Origin of the sequence: Paucibacter sp. KCTC 42545 (assembly GCF_001477625.1) — a bacterium.
Classification (GTDB): domain Bacteria; phylum Pseudomonadota; class Gammaproteobacteria; order Burkholderiales; family Burkholderiaceae_C; genus Paucibacter_A.
This window is the reverse complement of the sequence record NZ_CP013692.1, coordinates 791,542-804,812: the sequence shown is the minus strand read 5'-3', so window position 1 is coordinate 804,812 and position 13,271 is coordinate 791,542. Positions and strand designations below refer to the sequence as shown.

Here is a 13,271-nt window from a genome sequence, read left to right as displayed (position 1 = left end):
TCATGCCCCTCATCGACCCACGCTTGCGCCTGCTGCTGGCGCATCCCGCGGCCTTCAGCCTGCGCGTGCTGCGCAACTTTCAGCGCAATCAGGGCCTGCTGCTGGCGGGCGCGGTGGCTTATTACGCGCTGCTGTCCATCGTGCCCATGTTGATCCTGATCCTGATCGCCTTGTCGCACCTGACGCCTGAGGCCGAGTTGCTGCAGACTTTACGGCGCTACCTCGATTGGCTGCTGCCGGGGCAGGCGCCGGCGCTGGTGGCTGAGTTGGTGCTGTTTTTGGCGCACCGCCAGGTCATTGGCTGGACCTTGGCGCTGACCATGCTGTTTTCCAGCTCCCTGGCCTTCACCGTGCTGGAGAGCGCCATGGCGGTGATCTTCCGCCACCGACTGGCCTTGCTGCAGCGGGGCCGCAAGCGGGGCCGGCGCTGGTTGATCTCCGCGCTGATCCCCTACGCCTTCATCCTCTGCCTCGGTCTGGGGCTTTTGCTGGTGACCTTGATGACCGGCAGCTTGCTGGCCCTGGGGCAGGACGAGATTGAACTGCTGGGCCGCGACTGGTCGCTGGGCCGGCCCTCCAGCGCCTTGCTGTATTTGCTGGGCCTGGCTGGCGAGGTGGCGGTGCTAACGTCAATTTACATGGTGATGCCGGCCGGGCGCCTGCCGCTCAAGCATGCCTTGTTCGGTGCGGTGTTTGCGACCAGCCTGTGGGAGATCTCACGCCGCCTGCTGGCTTGGTACTTCAGCAGCCTGGCGCAGATCGGCCTGGTCTACGGCTCGCTGACCACGGCCATCGCCGTGCTGCTGAACCTGGAGCTGGCGGCCAGCTTGCTGCTGCTGGGCGCGCAAGCGATCGCGGAGTTTGAGCGCCTGCCGGGCCCGGCAAGCCCTGCCTTGAAGCTCCCGGTTTTTCCAGACGACTGAGCTGAGCTGAGCTGAACCGCGCTATGGCACGCCGCTGTGTTGCGCAGCGCACATACAGCGCCGCCCTAGGGTCTTAGCCTGAACATCTAGCCCAGGGGAGTCGCCGTGTACAAAGCCCAGCAGGACATATCTGAAGACCGCCCGCCCCGGCTTACCGCCCTGGCCGGGCATCCGCAGCCACCGAAGGCCTTGAATGCCTTGAATGCCGCCGACGCAGCGGATGGCGGGCGCCGCAGCGCAGCAGCCAACCATCGCGGCACCAGCGCCGGAACAAGCCCTGGCGCCGACCGGATCGCCCGCTCACTGAGCTTGCTGCAAGAGCATTTGCCACTGCGGCGCCGCCTGGTGCATGCCGGCGACCTGATCTTTGAAGCGGGCGTTCCGTTCAAGCAGCTCTATGTGCTCAATTCGGGCAGCGTCAAGCTGGTCAACACCGCGGCGGACGGGCGCAACCAAGTCGTTGGGCTCCTGCTCCGGGGTGACTGGCTGGGTTTTGACGGCATTGCCAAAGGCCGCTACGGCTGCAGCGCACAAGCCCTGGAGATTGGCGAGATCTGGAGCTTGCGTTATGACGCGCTGATGGACGCAGCCAGCGCCCAGCCCCAGTTGCTGCAGGTGCTGCATGCGGAGATGAGCCGCGCCATCAGCCGCGGGCGGGATGCGATGCTCTCGGTCTGCACCCTGCCGGTCACGGCGCGGGTGGCGGAGTTTTTGCGCCAGTCGGCCGCATCCCTGGCCGCGCGCGGCCTGCGCAATGACCAGATCATCTTGCGCATGTCGCGCGCCGAGATCGGCAACTACCTGGGCATGACGCTGGAGTCGGTCAGCCGTGCGTTCTCTAGCCTGGCGCGGGCGCAGGTGATCTGCTTCTCAGAGCGCGGCCGCCGCATGATTCAAATCCCCGACCTGCAGGCCTTGAGCGACTTCATTCAGGTCGAAGCCCAAGCTCACGCGCAGCCCCAGGTTCGAGCGCCCGGCGCGACCCTGCAATGAAACCCCCACCGGCCATGGCCAGCACTCGCAGCGAGACCGATGGCTTTGGCACGCTGGAGTTGCCCCTGGACGCCCTCTGGGGCGCGCAGACCGCGCGCAGCTTGCAGTTCTTCAAGATCGGCCAGCACGAGGGTCAGCAGCAAATCATGCCCTTGAGCCAGATCCACGCGCTGGCCTGGTTCAAATGGGCGGCGGCGCTGGTGAACCGGGATCTGGGCCTGCTGGACGGCGCCGAGGCCGAGGCCATCGCGGCAGCGGCGCGCGAGGTGGCGGCGGGCGCGCATGACGGGCAATTCCCGCTCTCGGTCTGGCAGACCGGCTCGGGCACGCAAAGCCATATGAATGTCAACGAAGTGATCGCCAATCTGGCCTCGCAAGCGCTCGGCGGCGCCTTGGGCGAGCAGCGCTCGATCCACCCCAATGACCAGGTCAATCTCGGACAAAGCAGCAACGACGTTTTCCCCAGCGCCATGCACCTCGCCGTGGCCCTGCAGGCCAAGCAAAGCCTGCTGCCGGCGCTCGGCGACTTGCAGCAGGCGCTGACGGCCAAGGCGACTGAATGGGCCGCCATCATTAAGATCGGCCGCACCCATGGCCAGGACGCCACGCCGCTGACCCTGGGCCAGGAATTCAGCGGCTATGCAGCGCAGCTGCGCCTGTGCGAGGAGCATCTGCGTTATGCCTTGCGAGCGGTACACACCTTGGCGATTGGCGGCACGGCGGTGGGCACCGGCCTGAACACCCACCCGGAGTTCGGCAAGCGCGTGGCCGCCATGCTGGCGCAGGCGCTGGACTTGCCGCTGCGCCAGGCCAGCAATCTCTTTGCCGCGACGGCCGGCCACGAAGCCTTGGTGGGCTTGCATGCTGGCTTGAAGATGCTGGCCATCGCCCTGAACAAGATCGCCTGCGACATCCGCCTGATGGGCAGCGGCCCACGCGCCGGCCTGGGTGAGCTGCAATTGCCGGCCAATGAGGCGGGCAGCTCCATCATGCCGGGCAAGGTCAACCCGACGCAGATCGAGGCGCTGACCATGATCTGCGCGCAAGTCATCGGCCATGACGCAGCCATCGGCTTCGCGGCCTCGCAAGGCCTGTTCGAGCTCAACACCTACAAGCCACTGATCATTCTGGATTGCCTGGACAGCCTGCACTTGCTCAGCCAGGCCATGCGCAGCTTCCAGCAGCACTGCTTGCTGGGCCTGCGGGCCGCGCCCGAGCGCATCCAGGCCTTGCTGGAATCTTCGCTGATGCTGGTGACCGCGCTGGTGCCGCATATCGGCTACGACCGCGCAGCCGCCATCGCCAAGCAGGCCCAAGCCAGCGGCTCAACACTGCGCGACGCAGCACTGGCACTTGGCGCGCTCAGCGCCGAGGAGTTTGACGCCTGGGTCGATCCTCGCCTGATGCTGGGGCCGCAGGCCTAGTTGGTGGAGCAAGGTGCAAGGTGAGGCCAAGCTCTCACCAGGGGCTACTGATAGCCAATGCCCATCACATAGTTGCGCAACAATTCCTCCTCGAAATTACCCGCCAAGAGCAGCGCGCGCAGGCCGTCACGCAGATTCAAAACGCCCAGCGGCTTGTTGTCGGTATCGAGCAGCAGCATGTGGATCAAGCCCTGCTGGTGCATCTCAGCCACCACCTCAGTCAGCAGGTCTTGCAGCGTGCAGGACTTGATTTCCCGCGTCATCACCGCGTCGGCCCGGGTGCTGAAGAAGTCGGCTTCCCCCAGGCCCAGCTGCCTGACCAGCATGGTCTCGGTGATCAGGCCTAAGACTTCCCCTTGCGCGTCACAGACCACCACCACGCTGATCTGCGCATTCGCGAGCAGGGCGGCCACCTCGACCAAGTGGGTGTCCGCCGCCACGGTCAGCAGCCGCGAGCGGGCGACCGCCTCAATCGCACTGACCGGGGATGGCGGGGCGCGGCCGGTCTTTGTGCTGCCACTATCGGTGTGGTTATCGGTAACGGTGTCAGCCATGGTGAATCCCTTCATCAAACTCAAAGCGGTGGCAGGGGCGTTCTTTGTCTGCTCCCATGCTCGCGGCCGGGAACGTTGCTGTCTGTTGTCCAGCGCACAGACCTGCGGTGCTGCCGCCCCCACACTGCAAGGCTTGCCCTGGCACTCTCACCTGGACGCATGAACGAATATGGCTCAAGCCCACAAACACCCTCATCCCCATACCGATGTGCCGGCAGAATTTGAACCCGGCGCGCTGCCGGTGGAGCCGGACTCTGGGGCTGACCCAAGCCAGATCCCAAGTGAGCCCGAGCACGAAGGCGAACCGCAGGCATGACGCTGGGCCGCAGGGTGGCCGCTCAGGCGCGGCCGGCCACGGACTTGGCTGCGCACGCTTACTTCGGGCGCGGCGCCTTGACTTGCTGATCGGGCTGGCTCAACTGCCCCAAGCGCACTTGCAACACGGCCTGAACCACGGCGCGCGCGGTGTTGCGGGCTTCCTCTTGCACGGCTAAGTCACGGTCGAGGGCTTCGTGGCTGTTGAAGTAGGGCTCGTAGTAGCCGATGTAACGATCTAGTTTGGCGGCAGCACCGGCGTCGATCAGGCCCATCCACTCCAGCCAATCACAGAGCGTGCGCCGGTGTGCTTCGGCACCGGCCACATCGCCGTGCACGATCACGCCATAAGCCCGGCCGGCCAGGTGTTTGGGGTAGTCCCAGCCCTGCTCTTCGATCAGCTTGGCCTCGGCCACATGCTTGCCGTGGGTCGTCGTCGGATCGGGGTTGCCCCCATCGGCCGAGACCATGCGGTCCATCATCAGCTTGAGTGGGCTGGGCGACTGATACCAATAAGTCGGCGCCAGGATGATCACCGCATGCGCGGCGACCCAGCGCTCATAAATTTCGGCCATCCAATCATTGGTCTGATCCAGCGCATGATTCGGATAGCAGCTGCAGGGCCAGTGACACAGCGGCATCGCGGTCGATACGCAAGCCTTGCAGGGGTGGATCTTGCGGCCGTATTCCGAGGTCACCAGACTCAGATCCAGCAAATCGGCTTGCAGGCCCGCTTGCTCGATCACCTCTCGAACCAAGCCGCTCAAGCGCCAGGTCTTGGACACTTCGCCCGGGCAAGTACCGTCATTGCGTGCACTGCCGCAAATCACCAGCACACGGGAGGGGACCTTGCTGTCGCTCCAGCGCCTTTGCGCGGCCTTCAGGCGCTGATGGGTGTCCAGCCACTGTACCGACACCTCGTAGCTCGGGTCGGCAAAGCCGCGCCCGGCCGGCCGAGTGAGCGGCGCTTTGCGGCCTTGCTGCAAGGCCGTCCAGGCAATGGCCTCCAAACGTTCGATGGCAGGCCCTTCCGCCTCGAAAGCTGGGTCGTAGAAGCGCGCCTTGAAGCGGGTGCTGAACTCCGCACGCGTCAGGGGCGCTGGCGCTTGACCGGTACGGATGGTGCTCATGCTGAACTCTCTTCATCAAGCAACTCAATCGCCCGGCTGGCGACGTAGCTTTTGTAGACGGCCAGCGGGATTGCGGCGGAGCCATGCATCACACCCTCGCCCTGCTCCTCGCCATCCGCCTCGCTCCAACTCAGCGTCACATCCTGCGCTGACTCCTCAACCTCGCAGCGGCCTTTGCGAATCGTCATCTGTGCGCCCTCGCCTTCGCGGTATTCGACTGTTCCGGTGATCTGCGCTGGTCTGCTCATGGCGGCTCCGCTGGCTGGATGGGGCACTGCACCGATGCGGTTCAGTGGCTGGCATCTTGCGAGCGGCCAAATCCGCTTGTCCGTGCGCTGGCGCACATGCACGCTGGCCGCTTGCCGCCCCGCTCTGTGCGCGAACGCACAGCCGAAAGCAGCCTCAGTCCTTAGCTTATGGGTGCGGCGCTGCTTCCTCATTGCAGCGCGCGCATCCACTTGCCAATGAGTCATCCACTTGGAGCAGCAGATGAACTACGAAGAACGCGACCCCTACGGCATGTACCGCGTCAATAACGGCACGGGTACCGATCTCAACAGCCAGGGTAATGGCAGCCTTTACACCCCAACGCATCAAGGCCCCGGCCCACGGCTGATGGGAGCCAACACCCTGATCGGCAACGACGTCAGCAATCAAGACGGTGACGATCTGGGCGAAATCAAGGAAATCATGCTGGACGTCAGCAGCGGCCGCATCAGCTACGCCGTGCTGTCCTTTGGCGGCTTCCTCAGCATGGGCGAGAAGCTCTTTGCCGTGCCCTGGAGCGCACTCAAGCTGGATACCGTCAACAAGCGCTTCACCGTCAGCATCGACAAGACACGGCTGGAAAGCGCCCCCGGCTTTGACAAGGACCAATGGCCCGATATGGCCGACCCCGAATGGGCCGCCGGCATCCACGCCTACTACGGCACCACGCCGCGCGCTGAAACCTTGATGAACTGAAGCGCAGAAAGAAAAGGCTGCCCCGCCTCATGCAAAGCCTTGCCGAGCCCGGATTCAACGCCCGCCTCTGGCATCGCTTTGCCGCCATCGCCAAGCCGTTTTGGCGCAGCGAGCAACGCTGGCGGGCCAGCGGCCTGCTGGCCTTGCTGGTGGTCTTGCTGCTGGGGCAGACCGCTTTCAACGTCTTGTTCAATCAAGAGACGGGCGAGTTCACCTCGGCGCTGGCCGCCCGCGACGGCGCGCGCTTTTGGAGCGCCATCGGCCGCTACACCGCCATCCTCGTCGGCGCGGTGCCGATCTACGCGCTTTACTTCTATGTGCGCGACACCTTGGGCCTGCGCTGGCGGCGTTGGTTGACTGATCACTTTCTGGCCCGCTACTTTGAGCAGCGCGCTTTCTACCGGCTAACGGCAGCCTCCGGCATCGACAACCCGGACCAGCGCATCGCCGAAGACATCAATGCCTTCACCCAGCAGTCGCTGTACTTCTCGATGGTTGTGATTGGCTCGGTGATGCAGCTGATCGCTTTCGCCGGCGTGCTGTGGTCGATCTCGCAGGGCTTGGTCTATTTCCTGGTGGGCTATGCACTCTTGAGCACCTGGTTCGCCAGCACGATGTTCGGGCGCCGACTGATTGCCCTGAACTTCCGCCAGCTGCAACGCGAGGCTGACTTTCGCTACAACCTGGTGCGGGTGCGCGAACATGCCGAGGCCATCGCCTTTCACGACGGCGAGGCGCGCGAAATGTCGGCGCTGCAGCGCGTCTTCACGGCGCTTTACGGCAACTATCTGCAAGTGCTGCGCTGGCAGTTCAAGCTCAATTTGTTTCAGTACGCGCACAGCTTTTTGATCGCGGTGCTGCCGATTGTGATCATCGCCGGCCCGGTGCTGGCGGGCGACTTGGAAGTTGGCCGTGCGATCCAGGCCGCGGGCGCCTTCGTGGCGATTCTGAGCGCGCTGACCGTGATCGTGGACCACTTCGAAAGTCTGAGCCGCTTCTCGGCCGGCGTTGATCGCCTGCATGCTTTTGCCGCGGCGCTGGGCACGCCCGGCCAGGCAGCAGCCTGCCCGCCAGATGAAGCCCTGCAGCAAATCATCACCGCACCGGCCTTCGCCTTGAGCGTGGCGCGGCTGACCGTCCTGACCCCTAACCGCGAGCATCTGCTGATTCAAAACCTGGACCTGAGCGTGCCGCCCGGTGAAGGGCTCTTGATTGCCGGCGCCAGCGGTTCGGGCAAAAGCTCGCTGCTGCGCGTCATCGCCGGCCTGTGGACCAGTGGCTCGGGCCAGGTGCAACGCCCGGCCGGGCTGGACATGTTGTTCCTGCCGCAGCAGCCCTATTTGCCCCTGGGCAGCTTGCGCGATCAGCTGATCTATCCGCAGACCGAGCGTTTGATTTCAGACCAAGAGTTGCTGGGCTGGTTAGAGCGCGTCAACCTGCCCCTGCTGGCCGAACGCTGCGGCGGCTTGGCGGCCGAGCTGGACTGGGCGCGGGTGCTCTCGGTGGGTGAGCAGCAGCGCCTGGCATTTGCCCGCGCGCTGCTGGCCAAGCCGCGCTATTTGCTGCTGGACGAATCGACCAGCGCCCTCGACGCGGCCAACGAGGCCAAGCTCTACGGCCAGCTGGCCGGGCTGAGCATCACGCCCGTCAGCGTCAGCCACCACGCCAGCTTGCTCTGCCATCACCGGCAAGTGCTGGAGTTGCCGGGCGACGGCAGCTGGTCATTGCATGTGGCGCAAGCTTATGTCTGGCGTTAAAGGCCAAGTATCTGAGCGCTGTGTTCGCTAACGCACGGAAGCCGCGGCGCTGCCGCCCTAGTCTGAGCATGTTCAGTCCCAAGGTCCACCCAAATTCCAAGGAATCCCATGAAGAACTTTGTATTGCTAGCTGCACTCATGCTGTCCCTGGGCCTTGCGGCCTGCGACAAGCCCACCGTCGTCAATGTGCCGCCGCCGGCCACGCCGGTACCTGGCCCAGCCGGCCCGACCGGCGCCACCGGCAGCACCGGCGCCACAGGCATGACTGGGCCCCAAGGCGCCAGTGGCGCACAGGGCGGCGCCGCGGTGATTGTCGTCACGCCACCGGCTTCCGCCGTACAGAACTAAGAACTTGTCCGCCAGCCGCGCCCAGCGATTGACGGATGGGTTCTAAGTCAAACCACCATTGCCCGTTTCAGGAGAACACCATGAGCTTAGGCGCCATACTTTTGATCGTTTTGATTCTGATGCTGATCGGCGTCTTCCCCGCTTGGCCGCACAGCCGCGGCTGGGGCTACGGGCCTAGTGGCGGTGTCGGCCTGGTGGTGTTGATCATCGTGGTCTTGCTGCTGCTGGGCCGCATCTAGGGCGGGCATGGGCGCTTCCGGCAGACCGTCAGGTGGACGCGTAGGCGCACGGCCCACAACAGGTCGCCGCCAAGCACCGCATCGCCGGATGCTGCTGAGCTTGGGCGTGGGTTTAAGTTTAGGCCTAACGCTCAGCGCCTGCGGTGACCTGGCCACTCAACCGCTGAGCGCCGGCACCGGCCCTCAGCCCACGCTGCCGGCACCGGTGAGCCGGCTCATCCCCACCGTCCATATTGCACCCGCCATTGGGTGGCCCAAGGGGCTTGCGCCTGTCGCAGCCCCGGGCCTGCAAGTACAAGCCTTTGCCCGTGGGCTCGAGCACCCACGCAATTTGCTCGTACTGCCCAATGGCGACGTGCTGGTCGCCGAGAGCAATGCGCCCGCCAAAGCGGCCCTGCAAGAGGGTTTGTGGGCCAGCATCAAAAGCCGTGTGATGGGCTGGGTGATGAAGCGGGCCGGCGCGGGCGTTGCCAGCGCCGACCGCATCAGCTTGCTGCGTGACAGCGATGGCGACGGCGTCGCCGACGTCCAAGTCCCTTTTCTGGAGGGCCTGCATTCGCCCTACGGCATGGCACTGCTGGGCCAGGACTTGTATGTGGCCAATACAGACGCCTTGCTGAAGTTCGCCTACACGACCGGCAGCACCCGCATCAGCTGCGCGGGGCTCAAAGTGCTGGATCTGCCCGCAGGCCCCATCAATCACCACTGGACCAAGAACATCATCGCCAGCCCTGATGGCCTGCGGCTCTACATCACCGTGGGTTCCAACAGCAATGTGGCGGAGCGTGGCCTGGCTGTTGAGCAGGGGCGCGCCGCCATTTGGGAGCTGGAGCTCAAGACCGGCGTCAGCCGCCTCTTCGCCACCGGCTTGCGCAACCCCAATGGCATGGCCTGGGCAAGCACCGGGCCGGGCCAAAGCAGTTTGTGGACCGTGGTCAACGAACGCGATGAACTCGGCAGCGATCTGGTGCCCGACTACCTCACCTCGGTTCGCGACGGCGCCTTTTACGGCTGGCCCTTCAGCTACTTCGGCCAGCATGTGGACAGCCGTGCGCAGCCACAAGCACCCGAGTTGGTCGCCCGCGCTGTCGCGCCCGACTTTGCACTTGGCGCCCACACGGCCCCGCTGGGCCTGGCCGCGGCGCAAGGCAATCGCCTGCCCGCGCGCTACGCCGAGGGCATGTTCATCGGCCAACATGGCTCCTGGAACCGCCGCCCGCACAGCGGCTACAAGGTCATCTTTGTGCCCTTTGCCCAAGGGCGGGCGCTTGATGGGCCGGTGCAAGAGGTCTTGAGCGGCTTCCTCAGCCCTGAGGGCGAGGCCCACGGCCGCCCGGCCGGCGTCGCCCTGGACCGCAGCGGCGCGCTGCTGGTGGCGGACGATGTCGGCAATGTGGTTTGGCGCGTCAGCGCGCTGCATTGAAGGCGGAGCCCGGCATGCGGCAATCCAAGAATCGCAGCAAGCGTGGCTGGCTTTGGCTTGCGCTGGGAGTGCCGAGCCTGCTGGCCATCCTCGGCCTGGCCTGCTGCACCCGCTTGCCCACACTCAGCCCGGAGTTGTCGCGCAGCGCCCGTACACCGCTGATCATCGAGGGCGCCAACGGCCCCTTGTCGGCACGCCAGGCCAAGGCCATCTTGCTGCGCCTGAGCGAAAGCGCCCCAGCGACCGGCATCTTCGAGCGCCATCTGGCGCTGGAAGAAGCCATTAACGGCAGCCCCTTGAGCGCAGGCAATGCGGTGCAGCTCTTGCAGGACGGGCCGGCCACTTACCGGGCCATGTTTGCGGCCATTTTGGCGGCGCAGGATCACATCAATATGGAGACCTACATCCTCGACGACGATGAGGTCGGCCAACGTTTTGCCCAGGCCTTGATCGACAAACAGCGCGCCGGCGTGCAGGTCAATTTGCTGCGCGACAGCGCCGGCACCATGGCCACGCCGGCGGCCTTTTTCGAGCGCCTGCGCGCCGCCGGCATTGCGGAGCTGGAATTCAACCCGCTCAACCCGGTGCAAGCGCTGGGCGAGCGCAGCGAGTGGGCGCTGAATCAGCGCGACCACCGCAAGCTGCTGATCGTGGACGGCCGCATCGCTTTTCTGGGCGGCATCAATATCAGCAGCGTCTATTCGGGCGGGTCCTTCAAGTCGGGGTCGCACGCGGCCAAGACAGCGAATGCGCAAAGCGGCTTGGCTTGGCGCGATACCGATCTGCAGCTGCAAGGGCCGGTGGTGGCTGATTTGCAGCGCCTCTTCATCGCCAGCTGGCAGGCCCAGCAGGGCCCGCCCTTGGCCGCAAGACACTACTTCCCTGCCCTGCCGGCGGTGGGCCGGGAGGTGGTGCGCGCCATCGGCAGTTCACCCGACGAGCCCTTCAGCCTGATCTACGCCACCTTGCTGTCGGCCATTGCCAGCGCCGAAACCAGCGTGCATCTGACCAATGCCTACTTTGTGCCCGACCCGCGGCTGCTGGCCGCTCTGATCGATGCGGCCCAGCGCGGGGTGGACGTCAGCCTGATCCTGCCCGGCAAGTCGGATTCCCAGCTGGTGCTGCAGGCCGGGCGCGCCAGTTACGCGCCGCTGCTGCAAGCGGGGGTGAAGATTTTTGAGCACCAAGGCGCCATCTTGCACGCCAAGTCCGCTTCGATCGACGGCGTCTGGTCGACCGTGGGCTCCACCAATCTGGACTGGCGCAGCTTTGTGCACAACCAGGAGTTGAATGCGGTGGTGCTAGGCGCCGACTTTGGCGCGCAGCTGCAAGCCTTGTTTGAGCGCGACCTGAGCGCCTCGACCCAGATCAGTTGGGCGATGTGGCAGCAACGCCCGCTGTCGGACCGGCTGCAGGAGTGGTTTGCGAGTGCCTGGGCGTATTGGCTGTAGGGCCGGTGCCAGCAGCAGCTGTGGCTCCGTGCGCCTGCAGCATCTGCCCCAGCGCCGCCAGCCAGTCTTCCAGCCCGGCGCCACTGAGCGCCTTGGCCAGCAGGGGCTGAACCAAGCCCACCAACAAGGCAGGCTTAAACACGCCACCCCAGCGCCAGGGCCGCGCCCAGACCAGCAAGCAGCCGGCTGCCGCACCCAGGCAGACCAGAGCCAGCGGGTGCTTTTTGGCGAACGGCGCCAAGCCCGCCTTGGCGCTCTGCGCCAACAGCGAGACGACGCCATGCAGCGGCTGCTTTTGCCACCAAGCCCGCGCCAAGGCCATCAAGAGGCCGGTCGCTGGCATAGCCTTCAAATCGGCCAAGCAGTCTGCCAGCTCGGCATTGCCAGCGGGCCGATCACGCAAGCCTTGCTGCAAGCGGGTGCGCGACAGTGCCAAGCGAGCCAGGGCCGCTGAAGTGGATGTTCCGATTGAACGTGAACTTTCCGGCGGCCTGCTCATGCGCCACCTTCCGGCGCTGCATCGCGGCTCTGCAACAGGGCACGGTCGGCGGCCCACTGCTGGCGCAGATGGGCAAACAAGGCACCGTCCCGGCTCCCGCTGGCCGCGGCGGCGCGCAGGCATACCAGCGCCAACAACAGCGGCGGCAGCGGCACGCACACCATCAGCCAGGGCGCGTGGATTTGCGCCGGCGGCGTCACCGCCCACAGCAGCAGCGCCACGCCGCCCAAGCCAACGCCCAGAGCCACGCTGCACATCACCACGGCATGCAGCACGAAGCGCCGCCGCAGCGCGTGCTTGGCCTCTTCAAACTCCGCACCGAACAAGTCGGCATAGGCTTGCGCATGCTCGGCCAAGGCCGTGGGCTGCGTCGTGAACAGATGGAAAAGCGCATGCAGCATGGCGGTGCGGATGTGGAGAAATGCCTGGGAGCGGTGCCGTGCAGCTTCAGCTGCGCGTGCGGTTCAGCATATTGACCAGGGCCATCAGGGCCGCGCCGGCAGCTGCGGCCATTAGCACCGACTTGAGCGGCTCGGCGCGAATGTAGTTCGTGCTGTTGGTGCCGGCCCGAAGCGCTTGCTCACGAAGGCGCAGCGATTGGTCGCGCACGGCATCCACGGTTTGGTGCGCCAGATGGCTGGCGCGGTCGGCCGCTCTGTGCAGCATGGGCTCGGCCTGATCGCGCAATTCTTGGACGCCGTCGCTCAGGCCATTGAGGGCCTCTTGTGCGAGCTGCTGCGTGGCCTGAACGGCCTGGGCCGCTTGCTCAACCGGGTGACCGGCGTGATCGAGGCTGCTGAGCGCAGGGCTAGATGAAGACTTATTGCTACCGAACATGATGCGTCCTTAGTGAGTTGTGGGGGCGAGCCGAACAGGCAGCTGAGCAAGTCAGTTCTTGCCAATCAAGCCAAACAAAAAGCTGGCAACCGCCAGCACCGCGAAGATCACGAACAAGATCTTGGCGATGCCCACGGCACTGGCCGCGATGCCGCCGAAGCCAAACACGGCGGCAATCAGGGCGATCACGAAAAAGACAACGGCGTAATGAAGCATGCTGATCTCCTGTCAAGCCGGGGCAAGGGCTGATGGCGGTGAGGTCGCTGCCCAAGTGGCGGCGGCATGCAAGGAGTGTGGGCTCAGCACAGCGCAGCCGCGATAGGCGGCCCGCTTGCAGCAGGGTCGGACGACCCGGCGCCGCTGTGTAGGACGATGGCTCTGAGCGCCCGCGAGGCGGGCAGCTTGGCCGCAAATC

The 13,271-nt window shown here is 65.2% G+C and carries 16 protein-coding genes; 9 read left to right on the top strand and 7 right to left on the bottom strand.

What is annotated here, in order from left to right; genetic code table 11:
- The first annotated feature begins 2 nt into the window (after nt 1–2).
- The 3 genes from AT984_RS03530 to AT984_RS03520 all read left to right on the top strand — a co-directional run bounded on the left by AT984_RS03530 (nt 3) and on the right by AT984_RS03520 (nt 3,340).
- Nucleotides 3–923: a YihY/virulence factor BrkB family protein gene (locus AT984_RS03530; protein ID WP_058718931.1), complete on the top strand. Its 921-nt coding sequence runs from the start codon at nt 3–5 to the stop codon at nt 921–923.
- 105 nt (nt 924–1,028) lie between these two features.
- Nucleotides 1,029–1,916: a Crp/Fnr family transcriptional regulator gene (locus tag AT984_RS03525; RefSeq protein WP_231741510.1), complete on the top strand. Its 888-nt coding sequence runs from the start codon at nt 1,029–1,031 to the stop codon at nt 1,914–1,916.
- Nucleotides 1,917–1,930: 14 nt separating this feature from the next.
- Complete coding sequence (locus tag AT984_RS03520) at nt 1,931–3,340, top strand: class II fumarate hydratase (RefSeq protein ID WP_058718930.1); 1,410 nt, start codon at nt 1,931–1,933, stop codon at nt 3,338–3,340.
- Between the two features lie 44 nt (nt 3,341–3,384).
- Here AT984_RS03520 and AT984_RS03515 read toward each other — a convergent pair whose 3' ends face one another.
- From AT984_RS03515 to AT984_RS22785, 3 genes are all read right to left on the bottom strand, one after another.
- Nucleotides 3,385–3,894: a CBS domain-containing protein gene (locus tag AT984_RS03515; protein WP_197418232.1), complete on the bottom strand. Its 510-nt coding sequence runs from the start codon at nt 3,892–3,894 to the stop codon at nt 3,385–3,387.
- A gap of 374 nt (nt 3,895–4,268) precedes the next feature.
- Nucleotides 4,269–5,339 (bottom strand): flavodoxin family protein, encoded by a 1,071-nt coding sequence (locus tag AT984_RS03510; protein ID WP_058718928.1) that lies wholly within the window; start codon nt 5,337–5,339, stop codon nt 4,269–4,271.
- Nucleotides 5,336–5,587: a hypothetical protein gene (locus tag AT984_RS22785; RefSeq protein WP_156421873.1), complete on the bottom strand. Its 252-nt coding sequence runs from the start codon at nt 5,585–5,587 to the stop codon at nt 5,336–5,338. Before AT984_RS22785 ends, AT984_RS03510 begins: the two co-directional genes overlap by 4 nt.
- Before the next feature lie 241 nt (nt 5,588–5,828).
- Between AT984_RS22785 and AT984_RS03500 the strand changes: the two genes are divergently transcribed.
- The 6 genes from AT984_RS03500 (at nt 5,829) to AT984_RS03480 (ending at nt 11,520) form a co-directional block, all read left to right on the top strand.
- Nucleotides 5,829–6,302, top strand: a complete 474-nt coding sequence (locus tag AT984_RS03500; protein ID WP_058722063.1) for a PRC-barrel domain-containing protein — start codon at nt 5,829–5,831, stop codon at nt 6,300–6,302.
- A 29-nt stretch (nt 6,303–6,331) separates the two neighbouring features.
- A complete protein-coding gene (locus AT984_RS03495; RefSeq protein WP_058718926.1) occupies nt 6,332–8,059 on the top strand; it encodes an ABC transporter ATP-binding protein/permease in 1,728 nt (575 codons plus the stop codon).
- A 108-nt stretch (nt 8,060–8,167) separates the two neighbouring features.
- Nucleotides 8,168–8,407, top strand: coding sequence for a hypothetical protein (locus AT984_RS03490; RefSeq protein ID WP_058718925.1), 240 nt, complete (start codon nt 8,168–8,170; stop codon nt 8,405–8,407).
- 80 nt (nt 8,408–8,487) lie between these two features.
- Complete coding sequence (locus tag AT984_RS22330) at nt 8,488–8,646, top strand: DUF3309 family protein (RefSeq protein WP_082679756.1); 159 nt, start codon at nt 8,488–8,490, stop codon at nt 8,644–8,646.
- 88 nt (nt 8,647–8,734) lie between these two features.
- Entirely contained in the window at nt 8,735–10,069 is a 1,335-nt protein-coding gene (locus tag AT984_RS03485) for a PQQ-dependent sugar dehydrogenase (RefSeq protein WP_058718924.1), read from the top strand.
- Nucleotides 10,070–10,083: 14 nt separating this feature from the next.
- Nucleotides 10,084–11,520 (top strand): phospholipase D-like domain-containing protein, encoded by a 1,437-nt coding sequence (locus AT984_RS03480; protein WP_082679755.1) that lies wholly within the window; start codon nt 10,084–10,086, stop codon nt 11,518–11,520.
- On the opposite strand, the gene AT984_RS03475 is transcribed toward AT984_RS03480, so the two are convergent.
- Genes AT984_RS03475 through AT984_RS22325 form a run of 4 tightly spaced genes read right to left on the bottom strand, consistent with a single transcriptional unit; the run spans nt 11,438 to nt 13,072 of the window.
- Complete coding sequence (locus tag AT984_RS03475; RefSeq protein WP_156421872.1) at nt 11,438–12,019, bottom strand: hypothetical protein; 582 nt, start codon at nt 12,017–12,019, stop codon at nt 11,438–11,440. The genes AT984_RS03480 and AT984_RS03475 overlap by 83 nt on opposite strands.
- Nucleotides 12,016–12,420, bottom strand: a complete 405-nt coding sequence (locus AT984_RS03470) for a hypothetical protein (protein WP_058718922.1) — start codon at nt 12,418–12,420, stop codon at nt 12,016–12,018. The genes AT984_RS03475 and AT984_RS03470 overlap by 4 nt, the downstream gene beginning before the upstream one ends.
- Nucleotides 12,421–12,466: 46 nt before the next feature.
- A complete protein-coding gene (locus AT984_RS03465; protein WP_058718921.1) occupies nt 12,467–12,856 on the bottom strand; it encodes a hypothetical protein in 390 nt (129 codons plus the stop codon).
- A 51-nt stretch (nt 12,857–12,907) separates the two neighbouring features.
- Nucleotides 12,908–13,072, bottom strand: coding sequence for a DUF1328 domain-containing protein (locus AT984_RS22325; RefSeq protein WP_082679754.1), 165 nt, complete (start codon nt 13,070–13,072; stop codon nt 12,908–12,910).
- Nucleotides 13,073–13,271: the final 199 nt, after the last annotated feature.